General features: G+C 36.7%; 21 protein-coding genes. 1 reads left to right on the plus strand and 20 read right to left on the minus strand.

Annotation, left to right across the window (positions count from 1 at the left end; translation table 11 throughout):
• Position 1: 1 nt before the first annotated feature.
• From RUH95_RS09335 to RUH95_RS09420, 18 genes are all read right to left on the minus strand, one after another.
• Complete coding sequence (locus tag RUH95_RS09335; protein WP_313892591.1) at positions 2-1,156, minus strand: LegC family aminotransferase; 1,155 nt, start codon at positions 1,154-1,156, stop codon at positions 2-4.
• Entirely contained in the window at positions 1,153-2,154 is a 1,002-nt protein-coding gene (locus RUH95_RS09340; protein WP_313892592.1) for an NAD-dependent 4,6-dehydratase LegB, read from the minus strand. Before RUH95_RS09340 ends, RUH95_RS09335 begins: the two co-directional genes overlap by 4 nt.
• A 20-nt stretch (positions 2,155-2,174) precedes the next feature.
• Positions 2,175-3,437 carry a motility associated factor glycosyltransferase family protein gene (locus RUH95_RS09345; protein WP_313892593.1) on the minus strand — a complete coding sequence of 421 codons (1,263 nt, stop codon included), beginning with the start codon at positions 3,435-3,437 and terminating at the stop codon, positions 2,175-2,177.
• Positions 3,437-3,784 (minus strand): DUF8042 domain-containing protein, encoded by a 348-nt coding sequence (locus RUH95_RS09350; protein WP_313892594.1) that lies wholly within the window; start codon positions 3,782-3,784, stop codon positions 3,437-3,439. Before RUH95_RS09350 ends, RUH95_RS09345 begins: the two co-directional genes overlap by 1 nt.
• Positions 3,784-5,532, minus strand: a complete 1,749-nt coding sequence (locus tag RUH95_RS09355; protein WP_313892595.1) for a motility associated factor glycosyltransferase family protein — start codon at positions 5,530-5,532, stop codon at positions 3,784-3,786. Before RUH95_RS09355 ends, RUH95_RS09350 begins: the two co-directional genes overlap by 1 nt.
• A 121-nt stretch (positions 5,533-5,653) precedes the next feature.
• Entirely contained in the window at positions 5,654-6,559 is a 906-nt protein-coding gene (hag, locus tag RUH95_RS09360; protein WP_313892596.1) for a flagellin Hag, read from the minus strand.
• A 138-nt stretch (positions 6,560-6,697) separates the two neighbouring features.
• On the minus strand, positions 6,698-6,922 hold the full coding sequence (gene csrA / locus RUH95_RS09365; protein WP_313892597.1) for a carbon storage regulator CsrA: 225 nt from the start codon (positions 6,920-6,922) through the stop codon (positions 6,698-6,700).
• The gene (gene fliW / locus RUH95_RS09370) at positions 6,922-7,356 is read right to left on the minus strand and encodes a flagellar assembly protein FliW (protein ID WP_313892598.1); all 435 of its coding nucleotides are present in this window, start codon (positions 7,354-7,356) and stop codon (positions 6,922-6,924) included. The genes csrA and fliW overlap by 1 nt, the downstream gene beginning before the upstream one ends.
• A gap of 13 nt (positions 7,357-7,369) precedes the next feature.
• The gene (locus tag RUH95_RS09375; RefSeq protein WP_313892599.1) at positions 7,370-7,924 is read right to left on the minus strand and encodes a DUF6470 family protein; all 555 of its coding nucleotides are present in this window, start codon (positions 7,922-7,924) and stop codon (positions 7,370-7,372) included.
• Positions 7,925-7,992: 68 nt separating this feature from the next.
• Positions 7,993-8,880, minus strand: a complete 888-nt coding sequence (gene flgL, locus RUH95_RS09380) for a flagellar hook-associated protein FlgL (protein ID WP_313892600.1) — start codon at positions 8,878-8,880, stop codon at positions 7,993-7,995.
• A 17-nt stretch (positions 8,881-8,897) separates the two neighbouring features.
• The gene (flgK, locus tag RUH95_RS09385) at positions 8,898-10,487 is read right to left on the minus strand and encodes a flagellar hook-associated protein FlgK (RefSeq protein WP_313892601.1); all 1,590 of its coding nucleotides are present in this window, start codon (positions 10,485-10,487) and stop codon (positions 8,898-8,900) included.
• 12 nt (positions 10,488-10,499) lie between these two features.
• Positions 10,500-10,994: a flagellar protein FlgN gene (locus tag RUH95_RS09390; RefSeq protein WP_313892602.1), complete on the minus strand. Its 495-nt coding sequence runs from the start codon at positions 10,992-10,994 to the stop codon at positions 10,500-10,502.
• Between the two features lie 16 nt (positions 10,995-11,010).
• Positions 11,011-11,274, minus strand: coding sequence for a flagellar biosynthesis anti-sigma factor FlgM (flgM, locus tag RUH95_RS09395; RefSeq protein ID WP_313892603.1), 264 nt, complete (start codon positions 11,272-11,274; stop codon positions 11,011-11,013).
• A 139-nt stretch (positions 11,275-11,413) separates the two neighbouring features.
• Positions 11,414-11,827 carry a TIGR03826 family flagellar region protein gene (locus tag RUH95_RS09400; RefSeq protein WP_313892605.1) on the minus strand — a complete coding sequence of 138 codons (414 nt, stop codon included), beginning with the start codon at positions 11,825-11,827 and terminating at the stop codon, positions 11,414-11,416.
• A 54-nt stretch (positions 11,828-11,881) separates the two neighbouring features.
• Entirely contained in the window at positions 11,882-12,505 is a 624-nt protein-coding gene (locus tag RUH95_RS09405; protein WP_313892606.1) for a ComF family protein, read from the minus strand.
• Positions 12,502-13,533, minus strand: a complete 1,032-nt coding sequence (locus tag RUH95_RS09410; RefSeq protein WP_313892607.1) for an ATP-dependent helicase ComFA — start codon at positions 13,531-13,533, stop codon at positions 12,502-12,504. Before RUH95_RS09410 ends, RUH95_RS09405 begins: the two co-directional genes overlap by 4 nt.
• 298 nt (positions 13,534-13,831) lie before the next feature.
• The gene (locus RUH95_RS09415) at positions 13,832-14,680 is read right to left on the minus strand and encodes a DegV family protein (RefSeq protein ID WP_313892608.1); all 849 of its coding nucleotides are present in this window, start codon (positions 14,678-14,680) and stop codon (positions 13,832-13,834) included.
• A gap of 108 nt (positions 14,681-14,788) precedes the next feature.
• Positions 14,789-15,364: a nuclear transport factor 2 family protein gene (locus tag RUH95_RS09420; RefSeq protein ID WP_313892609.1), complete on the minus strand. Its 576-nt coding sequence runs from the start codon at positions 15,362-15,364 to the stop codon at positions 14,789-14,791.
• Positions 15,365-15,512: 148 nt separating this feature from the next.
• Here RUH95_RS09420 and RUH95_RS09425 point away from each other — a divergent pair, with 148 nt between their 5' ends.
• Complete coding sequence (locus RUH95_RS09425) at positions 15,513-16,277, plus strand: nuclease-related domain-containing protein (protein WP_313892610.1); 765 nt, start codon at positions 15,513-15,515, stop codon at positions 16,275-16,277.
• Between the two features lie 517 nt (positions 16,278-16,794).
• Here the strand turns inward: RUH95_RS09425 and RUH95_RS09430 are convergent.
• Entirely contained in the window at positions 16,795-17,469 is a 675-nt protein-coding gene (locus RUH95_RS09430) for a response regulator (protein WP_313892611.1), read from the minus strand.
• Between the two features lie 16 nt (positions 17,470-17,485).
• Positions 17,486-18,631: a sensor histidine kinase gene (locus RUH95_RS09435; protein WP_313892612.1), complete on the minus strand. Its 1,146-nt coding sequence runs from the start codon at positions 18,629-18,631 to the stop codon at positions 17,486-17,488.
• Between the last annotated feature and the right edge of the window lie 20 nt (positions 18,632-18,651).

Below are 18,651 nucleotides of genomic sequence, written 5' to 3' on the forward strand. Positions count from 1 at the left end.
CTTACACCTCTCTTACTGGCGTACTTGGGATATTAATAATTTTTTGGTTAAGTCGTTCAGTAGTTGATAAATCTGCTTTTGGCATTTGCGCGTACAGCTGCAATTCGTGCATAGGTGTCCAAATCGGACGACTCATGACACCATTTTCATTTAAAAATGTTAATACTTCTTCTCTTTTTAAAGAATCATCTAATATCAATGTTTGAAGCCAATAGTTACTAGTCGAATGCTCTGGTTCTTTAAAAAGTGTTACACCTTCTAATGGTGCTACCAGTTCTTCATAAAAATTTGTTAACTGACGTTTTTGCTCGATAAATTCCGGCATTTTTTCAAGTTGTGCACACCCTAATGCTGCGTTTATATTCGGTAAACGATAGTTATATCCTATTTCATCATGCTCATATTCCCAACGATGTGGCACTTTTGCTGTTGTCGTAATATGCTTCGCATAATTGGCAAGTTCTTCATCATCCGTCAAAATGGCACCACCGCCACCGGTTGTAATGATTTTATTGCCATTAAAGCTTAGAGCACTTACTTTACCAAAGCTTCCTGTATGCTTGCCTTTATAATAAGAACCGAGCGATTCCGCGGCATCTTCTACTAAAACTAAATGATATTTCTCACAAATAAGCTGTAATTCATCTAATTCTACCGAATGACCAAAAGTATGCATTGGCACGACGGCACGAATTACACGTCCTGTTTCTTTGTTGAACAACAGATTTCCTTTTACTTCGCCAATCTCTAAAATATGCGCTTCTAGCTTTTGCGGGTCAAGACCCAATGTCTTTTCAGATACATCAACAAAATGTGGAACTGCTCCTAAATAAGACGTTGCATTTGCAGTCGCAATAAATGTTAGGGAAGGCATGAAAACTTCTTCATTCTCCTGTACTCCCGCTACTTTTAATGCAATATGCAATGCGGCAGTACCATTCATAACAGCAACGGCACGCTTTACCCCTGTAATACGTGCTAAATCCTCCTCAAATCGCGTCACATATGCACCTACAGAAGATACCCAACCTGCTTCGATGCAATCTGTTACATACTCAAGTTCCTTGCCATTGAAAGTTGGCTCATGCAGTGACACAAAATCCTTCTTATAATGTTCTTTAATCTGATTTGTAAGCGCTAGCCATTGTGTATTCATATATTGTACACATCTGCCTTATATTGAGCTAAATTCTTTGGATTCGTGAACCATTCAATCGTTTCTTCTAATCCACGACGGAATCCATCTTTATTGCCATATTGTGGCTCCCAACCAATTAATTCTTTTGCTTTTTTATTTTCAGCCCATAAACGATTTACTTCGCTTTTCTCTGGACGTAGACGTTGCTCATCCGTTTCAATCGTTAAATTAACACCCATAATATCCGCAATCATTTCAGCTGTTTCTCCTATAGACACTTCATAGTTAGAACCAACATTAATCACTTCCCCGATAGATTTTGGTGAGTTCATAACAGAAATAAATCCACCAACGCTATCTTTTACATAGTTGAAATCGCGTGTTGGGCTAATAGCGCCTAATTTAATCGTCATTTGTCCACCTGCTAATTGACTAATAATCGTTGGAATAACAGCACGTGCCGATTGGCGAGGTCCATACGTATTGAATGGTCGAATAATTGCTACAGGTGTATCAAATGATCGATAAAACGATAAAGCCATTTGATCTGCGCCAATTTTAGAAGCTGAGTATGGAGATTGACCTTGTAACGGGTGATCTTCGTCAATCGGTACATATTGTGCTGTACCATATACTTCACTTGTAGATGTGTGCACAACCTTCTCTACCCCCAACTCACGTGCAGCTTGTACAATATTAAGCGTTCCATTTATGTTTGTATCAATATAAGTAGCTGGAGAATGGTAAGAATATGGAATAGCAATTAGCGATGCCAAATGTAAAACATGTGTACATCCCTTCATTGCTTCTTTTACACCGAATGGATCTCTAATATCTCCAGAAAAAATATCTAAGGATTCTTTCACTTCTTTCGAAGATTGATCTAGCCATCCCCAAGAGTTAAAAGAGTTATAGTAAACAAATGCACGTACATCATAGCCTTGTTTAACAAGTTCTTCCGTTAGATGAGAGCCGATAAAGCCATCTGCTCCAGTTACTAAGATTTTTTTAGTCATATTTATTGCACCTTCTCTAATTATTTAGTTGATAGAGTATCATTCAACACGTTTTTATAGTCGATCATAGAGGCTCCTACTAATTGCTTTTCCATCTCACTAGCACTTATATAAGGTATCCCCTCTATTTTAGCACCATCCCACGCTGTGTTATACACTTGCATTAATGTATTTGCCGCTTTCTGTTCAAACCAACGTCTGAAAATATTGAAATTGCTATATGTATTTATATATTCACCGTTATTGGAAAGAACAGTTTGAAACTTTATATCAGTTTCGTAAGTATTAGAAGATGTCGATGCATTTGCATGGGTTTGATTGTTTTTAAAGCCTAAATCTTGACCAAATAAATAAACGGTTTGAAAGCCCATGAACTCTAGTAGTGATAAGCCAGTCGTTGCAACAGAACCACCTGTTTCTATGAGTGGACTCTTATTTGCTGTAGCAAACTCCTCAGATAATGGAAATCCCTTTTGGAATAAAATTATTTTTCTCCCTTTATGTAAACTTGTCATTTCATGATTTGCCGTAGCCATATAAAATAACAAGCCGTCATAAGTTGTATGCTCAATTTGCTCTTGTACTAAGTGTGTAGGATCTGTAATAATCATCGCATCTGGAACAATTCCTTCTCTGAGTAAAGTTTTTAATGCTGATCCGACTGCTAATACGAAACAGAATTCACCTATTTCTTTCAAAGCTTCAACTGTTTGATTGAGACTTGGGCCTGCCGATACTAACACAGCATAATTATTTTTCGCAAAACCTATAAATTTCTGTAAAGAAAGATCATTATTTAAGGTATTTGCTAAGAAATTTTCTTGCATAATTTCACTAACTTGTTGAAAAGACATTTGTCTTATTTTTATATCTTCTAAAAGTGCGAATAATGGATGATTTGATCCTATTGCCTTTAGCCATTGTAATGGAATAATAAGTTCTGTTTCCGCTAATGATATATTCGTTAAACCAAATTCATCGCTAATAATGTGAATACGCTTATCTTCCAAGATAGATGATGCTCCATACTCCATGCAAAGATCTAGTTCTTTTTTATCTGCTAAAACAATATACACTACAGATTCAGGGCTTTTTTCAAGAAGAGCCTTAGCATGATAGCCAAGGCCCAGTCCAAATAAAATATAGTTATTACATTCATCTGTTATTTCTTTTGCAATGAATTTTTCTACATCTTCTTTCGGACGATATTTACTATAAAGGTAAATATCATTTAATTGAAGCGTGTATAATCCATCCTTTGCAATGTCAACAAGCCATTTCATTAGTTTTGGAAAGCCACGATTGGTGAAGCTTCTTCAAAGAAAGGAGCAATTTCATATTCAAACATATCTGCTACTAATACATAATCTTGCATTTCAAGACCAGCATTAATCTCATTCAAAAATTCATGTATTCTATCTATATGTAGATTTGCATCTACTTCATTTATTTTAAAAAGTTCAATAGCTTCTACCAGCCAAGACATTCCTTCTGAGAAATCTAAAATCATAGGCAATGCTACTGCCACATTGTCACTTCTTAAACTTTCTGCAATGTCGTGACTTCCCGCAACTACTCTTGGTAAGTATTCGTTAAAACTTTGGATTGTATCTTTTAAAATTTCTGTCATTATAATTCCTCGCTTTTTATTATTTTTTCACTATCGATTCGTTTTATTACATTTTCAGTATACATTTTTGACTTTTTCGTTGCTTCTAAAAGTTTATAGTAGAGTGTCTTTGTTTGATTATATACTCTAGTATACTTTTCCACAGATGTCTCGTTCTCTTTTTCTAAAAAACCTTTTAATACTTCTATCGTAATTGGAGATACGATGAAATCCATTTGCACGTTTGGATAAAGTTTCGCAATTTCTATATCAACTTTATCTAATTTTTTTAATATTTTATTATTAAAAACTGTACTTGAATTATTATTTTCCAATGCAGCTAAGCCTTTTAATAAATGCTTGATGATTTGATCATAATCTTTTAATTCATCCTCTAGTATTCCTTGCAACTTTTTCCACTCATCTTGAGAAACCAAATAGCTTTGATTATCTATTTCTTTATTTGGTTTTTTTTCGTGAATATATTCTTCACAAAAATCATTAAAGTTTTTTTGAGCAAAACCATTTAGCTTTGCCCCACCTTCAGTGCAATTATAAACCACATTTACAGGTGGATAATTTTCAATCATTTGCTCAAATGTTAGCTTCATCGAATAAAACATCGTGCTTGTCCAAACATTCTCACCATCAAAGCCTTCCACTGTAAACATATTATCACTGGCTTTCCAGCTTTCCTCAATTTCTTCAGCTTGCTTATTATTAGCAGCATGTGTTTGGTTGTTTGTATAAGCTAAATCTTGTCCTATTAAAGCAATCGGTCCGCTTGAAATATACTGGGCAAGTGTATAGGCATATTGAGCAACACTTCCACCACCTAGAATTTTCGGTAAAGTAACACCTAATTTACTTTCTAAATAGTTATAAATTGTTACATCTGAAGAAGCCATAAAAGCATAATTTGAATTACTAAATTTCTCCCTAATTCCGGGATTATTAAAAACTGTATACATTAGTTGTGTCTTTTTTAAATTTAAATCTTTAAATTGATTATAACTTGCTTCTGAACCATCAATAGAAGCAACAAAATCAGGCTCTATTCCAACAGCCAATAAAGAGTTGATTGTAGATCCTGCCGCAATAATAATTACATCATCTTTAATACTTTTTAGCAAAGTCAACTGTTTAGTAAGGGAAGGCCCTCCAGAAGCAACAACTACTGGCCAAGAATATTTTTGATGCAAACTTTCTAAGTTTCTATCTTCAAAAATTGAAATAAGGTTTTCACTTAGATTTTTTTGCCAAGCTTCAGAGTCTCTAATGACTGTATTCTCATTAACCTTGCTTTTTTGTTGTATATCTTTTACTGTTTTCAAAACTTGCAAAAAAGTTTCCGGAAATAGTTTATCAAAATTAGGGGAGCAGATAACTTTAAAGCTGTTCAGAAAGTCCAACTCTTTAGTGCTATCTATTATATATTCCAATGTATTAATAGATTCACTATTATATAAAAGCTTATCCATCTCATTTTCTTTATGTCTGGCCTGTACCTCTATAAGTGAATAATCAAATAGGGGATCGATGACGATTAACGGCTCGTTAAATTTAAATTGTCTCTTTAGACTATCTACTATATAGCCTAAACCATACCCAAACAAAATATGCACATGATGGGCTTCATATTGTTTTTCTACAAACTTCTGTGCTTCTGCTATAGGATTATATTTACTATGTAAAAAGTAATCATTTACTTTTAATGTCATATGTCCACTTTTTGTTTCAATTGTTTCTATTACAAATTGCTTTTCCATGATAACACCTCTACTTATATATCGGCAAAAATCACAGATAATCAACAACTACTAAGCAATTCTAGATATTAACTTCAAAAAAACCTGTTTCTCAATTGAGAAACAGGTTTAAGGTTATCAATTATTGTAATAATTGAAGAACACCTTGTGGTTGTTGGTTAGCTTGCGCAAGCATAGATTGAGCAGCTTGAGTTAAGATGTTGTTCTTAGTGAAGTTCATCATCTCTTTAGCCATGTCAGTGTCACGGATACGTGATTCTGCAGCTGTTAAGTTTTCAGAAGTAGTTCCTAAGTTGTTGATTGTGTGCTCAAGACGGTTTTGTACCGCACCAAGAGATGCACGTGATTCAGAAACTCTTGTCAATGCTTTGTCAATAATTGAAATTGAGTTATCAGCACTTGATTGAGTAGTAATGTTGATACCTGCACCTTTACTGTCAGTTGCAGTTAACGCTTTAGCACTACCTGTCGCAAGAGCATTAACTCCTAGAGCTGATGCTCCCATATTACCAATGCTTAGATTGATACTTTGACCTGAGTTTGCACCAATATGGAATACTTTACCACCAGATACTGTAGCAGAACCAGCGTTAGTAATTGCTGTTCCAAATGTACCGTTTAATAATTTTTGAGTATTGAACTCAGTATCAGTAGAAATACGAGTGATTTCTTTTGATAGAGATTCGATTTCTAATTGAAGCGCTTTACGGTCACCAGTTACGTTTGTATCATTCGCAGATTGTACTGCTAGTTCACGCATACGTTGTAAGATAGCGTGTGTTTCGTTAAGTGCACCCTCAGCCGTTTGGATAAGAGAGATTGAATCTTGAGCGTTTTTAGAAGCCATATCTAAACCGCGGATTTGTCCACGCATTTTTTCAGAGATCGCAAGACCAGCAGCGTCGTCTCCAGCGCGGTTGATTTTGTAACCTGAAGAAAGTTTTTCTAAGTTTTTAGAAGCTGCAGCGTTGTTCATACCTAAGTTTCTGTGTGTGTTTAGTGCTGAAATGTTGTGTTGAATTCTCATTGTGAGATTCCTCCTTGAATTTTGGTTTTTATTTAATTCCACATCCTTGTGGAAAGTGCTTGGCAGGTTTAAGGTCGGCCGCCCCATTCCTGCCTTACAATAGTATTATCGTACCGATTTGAAAATGTTTAATAGTTTTTAAATATTTTTTTTAGAAAGTTGTTCAATTAGTGATTTAGATATATTTAAAGACTCTTTATTTTGGTTTTGGATGCTCTTATAAACCTCGGAACGATAGACTTTGACGGTTTTTGGAGCAATGATTCCTAGTTTGACTTGGTCTCCATCGACACTTAATATTTTTAGTTCTATTTGGTCACCAATCATAATGGACTCATCTTTTTTACGAGAAAGAACAAGCATTAGACGTTGCCTCCTTCAATCGGAAATCGAAGTGGATATGCAACTGCGTCATGCAATACTAATTGTTTTGCAATTTTTTGTTTATGATTAATGAGTACTGGTGCTTGTAAATTTAAAGTGGAGCTATTAAAAGGTTCCTTTAGTGTAACGATTGTATATGTTATTAAATCTTCTGGTGCTTCTATTTTTAGCTCTTCTTTGTCTTCTTCTGTTACATCAAATGCATAGTCTTGTTTAAATACAAATGGGAATGCAACAACAAATCCTATTTCTTGCTGTTTGATCGATTGCAAAATTGCAAATGGTGACGCTTCTTCTAATGGTAAGACAACAAATTCTTTTATGTCTTCAAAACCTGGTAAACCATTTGGAAACTGAATAACTTCTTTTTGCTCTATTGTAACTTCTCCGAGAAACTTTGTTTCAATATTCATGTTTGCTCTCCTTTTAACCAATGACATCGATGTCTATTGATGCGTGCTGTATCATATATCCAGATACTTTCCCTGGCGTATATTCATGAACTGGCTTATTCACCTGTGCACTGATTTTCGCTTTTTGCTCTTGCGCGTTTATATCAAGTTTCGCAGGTGTGTAGTCTAGTTTAACAGAACCTACAGAAGGGATGAAGTCTATTCCTAATTTTGCAGGAGTTGGAAAAGTATTTTGTTTAGCAATAGTCGCTATTGCATTTGGATCTTTTGAAATTTCCATCATTTGTCTTCCTTCACTAGCACGTCTTGCAATTCCTTGCATTGCTTTTTGACGTGCTTCAGAAGCGTATTTTGATGTAAACTCTGCCGGACTGATTAATCCAACATCTCTTCGCGCTTGCGTCGAGTCAATTCTCATAATTCCTCTTGTTGTATGCATTTCTAAAATAGCCGCTGGTTGTTCAATATGTTGAGTTGCCCTTGGTTGTCGAATAACTTGTTTTGCATCCGCAATATTTAAACCAAGTTGTGCATCCGTTGTTCTTATTTGAATATGAGGGATATTCACCCTAATCACCTTCCTTTTCATTCGAAAGAAAGCGTTTGAACAAGTTGTCCAAACGCTTCCTATTAATATTATCTAATAAAGTCTACTAATGTCGATTGAATAATTTTGGCTCCTACAGAAAGAGCTGCTTGGTGAAGTGATTGTTGCGTCACCATTTCCGTAATTGCTTTATCATACTCAACGCTTTCATTATCAGACAATTGCTTTGTAACCATTACTTCTTGCACACCTAGACGGTTTTCTACCATTTCTACACGGTTTTGTTTCGCACCTACGTCTGAACGAGCTTCTAGGACTTTAGCTTGCTGCCCTGAGATTTTGTCTAGGTATCCACCAATTACATTTCCGTCGACTCCGCTTCCTTTAGTCAAAGCTGCACTTATGTCCCCCATCATTGCATCAATATCTCCAAATATCTCATTTCCCACTGTATTCACCGTAAGTTGTACTCCGTCAGAAACTTCAATTTTCACTTCTTGATCCATACCTGGTCCTGTATTCATTGTTCCATCTTTCTTAAAAAGCGGGCTAGAAGTATTAGTACCCGAGAATATATATTTATCTCCAATTTTAGTATTCGCCAAATCTTGAATTTGTTTTCGAATTTGATCAATTTCTGCTTTCATCTTTTCACGATCGTCATCCGTAACCGTTGCATCATTTGCAGCTGAAGTAACAAGCTCTTGCACACGTTGTAATGCTTTTCCTACACCGTCGAAAGATTCATCTGTGTTGTCTATCCAGCTAGTTACTTCAATCATATTACGTTTATATTGCTCTACTTTTCCTAAGGAAGTTCTAAAGCCCATTCCCTTAATAGCTCCAACTGGATCATCGGATGGACGGTTAATTTTTGAACCAGAAGTGATCTGGTCTTGCAGTTTTCCCATTTTTGAATAACTATTCGATAAATTACGCAGCATATTGCTGGAAAGCATTGATTGTGTAACACGCATTTAAATATGCCCCTCTCTTATAAACCTACACGGCCCATACCGTTAATAATTTTATCTAATGTTTCATCTATTACTGTAATCATACGCGCATTTGCATTGTATGCTTGTTGGAATGTAATCATATTTGTCATTTCTTCATCCAGTGATACAGCACTAACTGATGCTTTCTTGTTTTCAACTGTTAACATAATCGTTCCTGAGTTATAAGCTAAACGCTCCGCTTGTTCGCCGTCAACACCTAGCTGACCAATTACACCTTGGTAGAATGATTGAAGATTTGCTCCGCCTAAACTAGCTAATGAAGTAAACTTTAGATTTGATAATTCAATAGCCCATTTTCCGTTACCTTCTTCACCTGCACGATCAGATGCAGCAATTAGATTAGGATCCTTAATAATGTCATCGTTGACTTTAATTCCCGCTGCTCCAGCACCATTAAAGAAATCTCCTCCAAGAACACTATCCCCAGCACCAGGGCTAGATTCTAGTGTAAAACCTTGTTTATGCATGTCGTTAAATGCTTCCATAAAAGCATTTGCCATTTTATCTAAGTTAGCAAGCATATCAGGATAAGTACCTTTTGGAAGAACTGCTGGGATAACAGGAGGACCGGGGATTTCAGGCGTCCCACCATGACCATATGAATCAATTAAAGATAATAGTTTTCCTTTAGATTGTTCTAAATTAGCATAGCTAATACTTCCAGAATACATGTTTGAAGGAGGGTTTCCTAATCCTGTATACTGGATTCCTCCAAATCCTTTGGCAAGGTTTGTTCCATCTAAAGTATCCCCACTAGTATCAATTGTATTTAACTTCACATATTCTTTCCCATTTATTAGTTCTATCGATTGTCCATTCACCTTCATTTTTACCGTCAAACTACCTTCGGCAATTGCAAGAGAATTTCCTCCTGATGGAACGCGTTCAATTTCAATAGGGAAATACTGAGATAGCTCATCAATTAATATATCACGTGCATCATATAAATCATTTGGCATATAGCCATTTGGTTCGATTGCTTTTATTTGTGCATTTAAGTCTGCTATTTGTTTTAATTTAGAGTTAATGTCATTCGTTGATACTTTAATTTCATTTCCAAGGTTTCCTTGGATATCGGATAATTGCTTATGCATATAGTTGAAAGAATCCGCTACGTGCTGACCACGTTGAAGAATTACTTTACGTGCACCTGCGTTATCTGGGTTCGTGTTTAAATCTTGGAGTGATTTCCAAAACAAATCTAGTGATTCGTTTAAGCCAAATTCAGATGGCTCAGCTATAATGTCTTCCATTTGACTAATTGCTTTTGATTTTGAATCCCAGTAGCCAAGCTTTGTTGACTCTTGACGGTATTGGCGATCGATGAACTCGTCGCGAATACGTTGAACAGATTGTGCTTGAACACCTGTTCCGAGATGACCAGCTGTTTTTGGTGCGTTTAGCCCTGTACCTGGAAAGCCTAAAGTTGCTTCCATGTTAACACGTTGGCGTGAAAAACCTAATGTGTTGGCATTTGAAATATTGTGTCCTGTTGTATATAGAGCCGATTGCTGTGTGAATAATCCTCGTTTACTAGCTTCTAATCCCATAAATGTAGAACGCATGGGGTCGCCTCCTTATGCTTGTGAATCGAAGTACTTTTGGTCCTTGGATGGGCCTCGAGCTTCGGTATTTGAGTAGTTTATTTGGTCTGGCTTTGGTCGTAACATGTCTAATGTCATGTGTACGAATTGAAGTGATTGAAACGTTAGCTTTTGGTTTAAATCATTTTGGTGTTTGAGTGTTTCTAACACTAAAAGCAACTTTTTTCGTGTTGCTTTCAGTTGTTCCTTTTCTTCCATTGTGTCAGCAGCATCTACCACATGAGCAACAGTTGGATGGTCAGCAGGGGCAATTCCTTTTGCCCGTAGGTAATCCGTTACCACTGTTTGACGCTGTTGTTCAAGCTGTGAAATAGCCGCTACATGTGCCTGCTCATCCTTGAGCAGTTGGTCGAGACTGTCCGTGTCTCCAGTTTTAATCATTTCAGTCTTTTTATAGGCAAGCTCTAATAAGCTTTTATGAAGATGTTCAAGCTTTTCTAATGCCTGCAAAATCGTTTCAACGGACATTTTTTTAGACTCCTTTTTAGATGCGGTAATAATTGATCAAATTCGATGCCAGTTGTTTCGCATCTACCTTATATGTTCCAGCATCGATATCTGCTTTAATAGCTGCGATACGGTCTGCACGTTCTGGCCCAACCGTTGTCTTTGTTTGCATGCTTTTTGCAGCAGAAGAGATTTCTAGTTGGTCTGTTGATGCTTTTGATGCATTTTGTGTTTTTTCTGATTGTTGCTGACTGCGCTTATATGGATTTACTTGGCTTATTGCACTATTAAATATTTTCATAATGAATTCTTCCTCCCCTCTATATCACAAGTGTCTATAGCTTATTTCGGTTTAGATTAAGAAGTGTTTAGATTTTTTTTGAAATTAGGAAAAAATATGACTCCAAAAGTTGTTCTTTCTCAACCCTTGGAGTCATTTCCTATTTTTTCCTGTCCGTATGATACGTACCGCTATTTTGTTTGGAAACTTTTTCTCTGAATTCAGTTGCTGCTTCTAATTGGCGAAGTCCATTTTTTATATTTGCGGTACATTCTGTGCATAGCTTTCCTGTGTTTGTTAGACGACCACAGTTATCACATGGATAGCCTAGGTTTGGAAACATTGCTGGTTGTAGTCTACCTTTTCGTACCCATTTATATAGAAGTGTTTCTTCTACACCAGTTGCTTCTTTGATTCGTTCTATATTCGCCGCACGATTCTCTCGTTTGCGTAAAAAACGATACACCTCTTCATAGAGTTTTTCTTCGTTCATCGCACATTTATTGCATACATCTCTAATGCCTGTATAGTTAAAAAATTCCCCGCATGACGGACAGTTTTTCAATTCACCCATGTTGAATCCCTCCGAGTTCTTTTCTATCATTATCTCATATTTTTTATCGGTTGTTTACCCCTTTATTAAAGTGACTGCTTCGATTCTTGTTGCTCCAGCATCTTTCAGCACTTTTGCTGCATGATGAATCGTTGCACCAGTCGTGTAAATATCATCAAATAAAATATATGTTTTAGCTTCGACATTTCCCGACACTTTAAAAAGGGACTTTGCATCTAATCTTTCTTTTTTCGACTTTTTCCCTTGCTCGCTAGATTCTGTTTTTTCTAATACATGTTGAAATGGGGTACGAGCATAATTTAATAATTCGTCTACTTGGGCAAAAGTTCTTAACAGTAGTTTTTCAGGATGCATTGGAATAGGTACGACAATTCCTTCTTTCGCTTCAAATGTTTCGTGTAGCACTTCTGCGAATACTTGCGCTAATGCTACATCTTGCAGAAACTTATATTGATGAAAATAGTCATTCATCGCCTCGTTGTACGTATACATTACTAGTACTTTATCTACTGCCCCTTCATAAGGCGTCCCTATAAAATCAGTAAAGTCTATGACTTGATCTGCTTTTTCAAATTTACTCATACAGCGAGTGCATGTACTCGTTTCTAGTTTATATACGATTAATCTAGTCCATGTTGGCAAAGGTTGAAAATGACTTCCACAAATGACGCAAATCATTGTTTATTCCACCTTTCAATTGCCGCTTTTGCTTTGTCCATTTCATGACTAATGCCGTGATGAAAAAAGACAATATCGCCTGTTGGAAAGTTACTTGATCTTCCTACACGTCCACTTATTTGGATAAGTGCACTTGCAGTGAAAATTTTCTGTTCTGCTCCTACGACAGCTACATGGACATTTTCAATGGTAATTCCTCTTTCTAAAATAGTTGTTGTTAGTAAACCAGGTATCTTCTTTTCCCTAAGTAGCAGTACTTTTTCTTTTCGTTCAGGATGTTCTGCATGTACTCTTTCGAAATCTCCTGGGAAGTTTTCCAGCATTTCAATTGTTGGTAAAAATACGAGAAATGGGATTTGATGTTTCTTTTTTTCTTCTATCCAGTCGTACAAATTTTTGGGCACTTTCCCTTTTTTCATTCGCCTTGCATAGCCCCATAAACTACTGAATCTCGGGACTGGTAAGTCGTGACCATGGTATCTTCTTGAAATATTAGACTCGTTTTCGGTGCGTAATGAGCTCGTTGGAGTTGCTGTTACAAAGTGAATAGCAGCGTCATTTTTCACGGCTTTCTTAACTGCTTGTTGCAATGTTTCGTCCGCATAATACGGAAATGCATCGGCCTCATCGACAAACACAACATCAAATGCATCTTCAAAACGATAGAGCTGATGCGTTGTAGCAACTACTAAATCTGCAAAACCTTCCTGATCCTGTGCCCCCCCATATAGTGCATGAATAGTCGTTTGTGGAAACACTTGTTGAAATCGTGGAAATAGCTCTAAAATAACGTCGGTTCGTGGTGCTGCAACACAAACTCTTTTTCCTTCCCGTAAACATGTATAGATGGATGGAAATAAAAGCTCCGTTTTACCAGCCCCACAAACTGCAGACAATAAATGAGATTTATTTTGTTGAACGCTTACAAGCAATTCCTCACTTGCTTTTTGCTGAGCAGGCGTTAGTTTGCCGCTCCATGTAAATATATGTGTGTTTTTCGTTTTTGCTGGATGTTTATTCCACAGCATTAGCTCGGAACAACTGCTTACTCTTCCCATGCGAATACAATGGCGACAATAAACGCATTGTTGTTTACAACGAGCGCAATGAAATGTTTGAAATAATGTGGGATTGGTATTGTGGCATCGGTTACAGCAATGCTTCTTTAATTGCCAAGAATTACTACTTGTGACGATGCCTTGTTTGAGGTAAATATGGCCACTTTCGATGTGGGCGTCGATGACTTCGTGCGAGAATGGGGTATGCTCGCGAAGCCATATGCGGCCTGTTAAAAATTGTTGTAGTTGTTCGTTCATTGGCATCTTCCTAACTTTGGATTTTTACCCATCCTAAGCCCATAGAGCCTTCTCCTAAGTGCGTTCCAATAACTGGACCGAAATAGCTAATTGTGAATTGAACGTTTGGTAAAAGTGCTTCCAGTTCCGTTTTCCATTCGTTTGCCTCTTGTTGTTGATTGGCATGAATAATCGTTGCTTGTAGTTTCGGATATTTTTGTGCATCTGCTTGAAGTAAGTCTACAATACGTTTTAACGCTTTTTTACGTGTACGTACTTTTTCAAATGGCACAATCACTTTGTTTTCGAAATGCAGGATTGGTTTCACTTGAAGCATCGAACCTATAATGCGCTCGAAGCCGTTTAAGCGACCACCACGATGTAAATGATCTAAATTGTCGACCATGAAATATGCGCGAGATGTTTCTTTCATCTCATTTAGTTCTTTCATGATTTCATCCGGATGTGCTCCTGCTTTTGCCATTTCTGCAGCACGAATAACGTAAAAGCCTTGCACCATACAAGAAACTTCTGAATCGAATGTGTACACGTCCAAATTCTCAATCATTTCTCCAGCTTGTACAGCACCAGCAAATGTCCCACTAATTCCGCTTGATAGATGGATATTAATGACTGCATTGTATTCTTTTGATAGTTTTTCATAGGTTGTGATAAAGTCTCCAAGAGCAGGCTGCGACGTCTTAGGTAGCGCGCGCTCATTTCGGATTTTCTCATAAAACTCACTAGCGTTTATATCTATCTCTTCTTTATAAATGTCCGTTCCAATGACTACGCTAAGCGGCACCATATGAATTTGAAGGCTTTCTCTAACTTCTATTGGAATATAAGCCGTACTATCCGTTATTACTGCTGTTCTCATCTAAAAAATCACACTCCTATTCGTTAGTTTACTGAATAAGTTCATGAAAAGAAAGTAAAAAAAGACCCTCAACATGATATTTGTCATATATGTGAGGGATTCCATCTTTTATTCAGTTGTATCTCGAATAAAGTACACGCTCGTTACAAGCCATTTACCCTCTTCTTTTGCGAACACTGTCACTTGACGTCCCTTGCTATCAAGCTTTGCTCCAGTCGATTCCTGCTCCAATGCAACATTCAGTTGTGCGAAAACTTGCGCATGTGTTTCATCGTATTTCACAATTGTCACATTTTCTGCTGTACGAATTGTGTCGAATTGTTTAAATACATCTTGTACGTCTGCTTTTTCTGTGTCGTAGTTAAAGCCTTCTGGTTTTTTAGAAATCGATTTCATATAACGATCAATATCTTCTTCGTTGAACGCAGCCATATATTCGTCAAATGCTGCAATGATTGCAGATTTTTCCTGTTTCGGTATGTTTTCTGCCTCTTCGATATTGTTTCCTGACATTTCAAAGCCAACATCGGATTTATCTTCTACTCCGTGATCTGTTGTCTTTAGTGTATCAGAAGGAACATTATCTGTTGCCGAACCTGAGTTTTGTTGCGTTTCATCATTATTTGTACAAGCAGCGAGGAATAATACGATTGCTGCAAGTGTTATTGTTTGTATAAGTTTCATCTGTTTTCCTCCTTGCTAGAGGTTATTTTGTCATAACTAAGACGAAAACTCAATTAATTGGTTCCATATATTTAATGGTAGAATATTCTGTAAATAACTTGTAAGATATAGGTAGATTGGAGGTGGATTTCTGCAAGGACATATTGCATTGTTGAAGAGACTGCCAGCATGCCATGGGAAATTGGATTTTATTCGTGAAGAAATCAGGAAAAAAGAAGCCGGAGTACGAGGTGAAAATCGTATACTACTCAAACTCTCCGAACTACGAATACCAGGCACTTGCTACGTTTTTTCCGACGTTTCATTGATTCTAGGTGAATGGAAAGTACAAATTGATTGCATGGTTGTAACAGACCGATGTTGCATCGTTATTGAATCGAAAAACATAAGTGGAGATTTATATTTTGATGAAAATTCGGATGATTTTTTTAAAGTAAATCCGAATGGCAATGAAATATCATACCCAAATCCATACTATCAGCTTATGCGACATATTCGATTCATGAAAGAATTCTTACGTGACATCATTCCCAAAATGAAAGTCACAGGCCGCGTCATCATGACAGCCAAATCCTGCAGAATCCATGAAAAGCCGGCTAACTATCCCATTTTCAAACTAGAAAGCATGATTGAAAAAGTTCTGCACCTATATAACAACTCGTCCCCCACACAGTTGTCTGATTCCGAATTCAATGAAATTAAGCAAAAAATTATACGCATGCAATCAACTTTTTCTTATCCGCCACTATGCGAGTATTATAAAATTCCTATCCAAGAAATACTAACTGGTGTGGAATGTCCTCATTGCGGTGCGTTAGGGATGAAGCGAACAGGGAAAACTTGGACATGTATAGCATGCAAAAAAAATCAAGAGATGCTCATAAATATGCTGTCGATGAATTTTTCTGGTTAATCGATAATAAGATGAAAAATAAAGATTTTCGTCAATTTTGTCAGATTGATTCCATTTATTCCGCTTCTCGCATGCTAAATAATTTGAACTTACAAAGTCATAAAGCTGGTGCATGGACATTTTATACCAAGAAAAAGGATCGATAACGTTCGATCCTTTTTCTTTATGTGAATCGCAAAGTCCATGGCTCAAATCACAAGTTCACACCTCCGAATCGCAAGTTCAATGGGGTGAATCACAAGTTCAGCTTCGCAAATCGCAAGGTCACTTCTCACTTTATGTGAATCTCAAGGTCCATGGCCTAAATCACAAGTTCACACCTCCGAATCGCAAGTTCAACGAGGAGAATCACAAGTTCAGCATCGCAAATCGCAAGTTCCCCTCTCACTTTATGTGAATCGCAAGGTCCATGGCTCAAATCACAAGTTCACTCCTCCGAATCGCAAGTTCTTCCTATCTAACCCACAAAAAAACCTCCTCACTCTCAAATTTTCAAGAGTAAGGAGGTTTTTAAAAGTTAGCGTACTTCGACCCAACCGTTTTTGATGCCGGTTACTACTGCTTGTGTGCGGTCGTTTACGTTCATTTTTTGTAAAATGCTAGATACGTGATTTTTTACTGTTTTTTCTGAAATGAATAGAGTTTCACCGATTGTGCGGTTACTTTGTCCATCCGTTAGTAATTGTAGTACTTCACATTCACGTTTCGTTAATAAGTGGAATGGACGGCGAATTTCTGTTTGATGGAAATTCCCTTTATTTTCACGTTCGCTTAAACGACGGAATTCTGTTACAAGATTGCGTGTTACTTTTGGATGTAAATAAGAACCGCCTTTCGCTACTACTTTGATCGCAGCAACAATTGCATTTGCATCCATTTCTTTTAACATATATCCTAGTGCGCCTGTTTTTAATGCGTGCGAAACATATGACTCATCATCATGAATCGAAAGCATAATTACTTTTGCGTCTGGATACTTTTGCATAAGTTCTTCGGTAGCATCTACGCCGTTTTTAGATGGCATGTTAATATCCATTAATATAACATCTGGAAAATATTGCTCGTATATTCCCATTACATCGTTGCCGTCATCGCCCTCTGCAACAACTTCAAATGAGTCTTCAAAATCTAGAATGCGTTTAACACCTTCCCTGAAAAGTTGGTGATCATCTATAATAGCTATTTTTGTCATAATTATTTCCTCCTACTTATTTCTCATTGAATGGTATGGAAAACAATATCGTTGCGCCATTTCCAGGTGAAGAAATAACTTTCATCGTACCTTCTAGCAGCTCGATACGTTCCCGCATTCCAATTAAACCAAATGATTTTTCTTTTGCCACATTCGGGTCAAAGCCAATCCCATTATCTTTGACGATAATATTGATCTTTTGTTGCACCCATTCTATTTTGACCCAAGCTTCTCTAAATTGACCATGTTTTGAACTATTTGTTAAGCATTCTTGAATAAGTCTAAAAATAGCTACTTCAAAATTCGGTAATAATCTATGTTCTTCTCCAAATACTTGAAAGTTTATTTTTATTTTTGGATTATATTCTTCAATAGTCGATATATATTTTCTTAGAGTTGGGATCAAACCTAAATCATCTAATGCCATCGGACGAAGATCATATATAATCCGGCGTACTTCAGTTAATGCAGTACGGACCGTTTCTTTTAATGCTGCCAGTTCTTTCATCGCTTCTTCTCCACCACGTTGCTGATATGTAATATTGATCAAATCTGAACGTAGTAAAACATTAGCAAGCATCTGAGCTGGGCCATCGTGTATTTCACGGGACAGTCTTTTTCGTTCTTCTTCCTGTGCTTCAATAATTTTTAGTGAAAAATCTTTTTTAATTTTTGCGTTTTCGAGCTCTTCTCCAACTTGTTTTAAGTCTGATGTTAAATAATTTAAAACGATATTTACTTGATTGACTAAGTGATCTGCTCGTTCTATCATTTCCAAAAGATTTTGTAACCTACGATCTAAGTCATCTCTTCTTTCTCTTAGTCGATGTTCCTCTGACCTTTTAATGAGGAGACCTATTTGAATTTCATTCGCAGTTTCATATGCACTTCGAACTTGGGCTTCGTCAAATGATTCAAAGTGTTTGGATACTTCAGCTAGTCGATTTCGTGAAAGTTTCGATTTTTCTTCTAATAAATCACCTTCAAAAATTACCGTTTCGATTTCTCCACGAATTTTTTCTAGTTCCACTTTCATTTCATCGAAGCTTTGACGGCTCTGTTCGCTTATAATGAAGATATCAGTTTTGGAATGATTCATCACTTCAACCATTCGATTTAAAATAACATCTAACGATTGAGTCTCAACTTTCCTGTTCGTCATCTGCATTAAACTCCTTTATC

The sequence above is a fragment of the Psychrobacillus sp. genome (genome assembly GCF_032154225.1).
Lineage (GTDB): Bacteria > Bacillota > Bacilli > Bacillales_A > Planococcaceae > Psychrobacillus.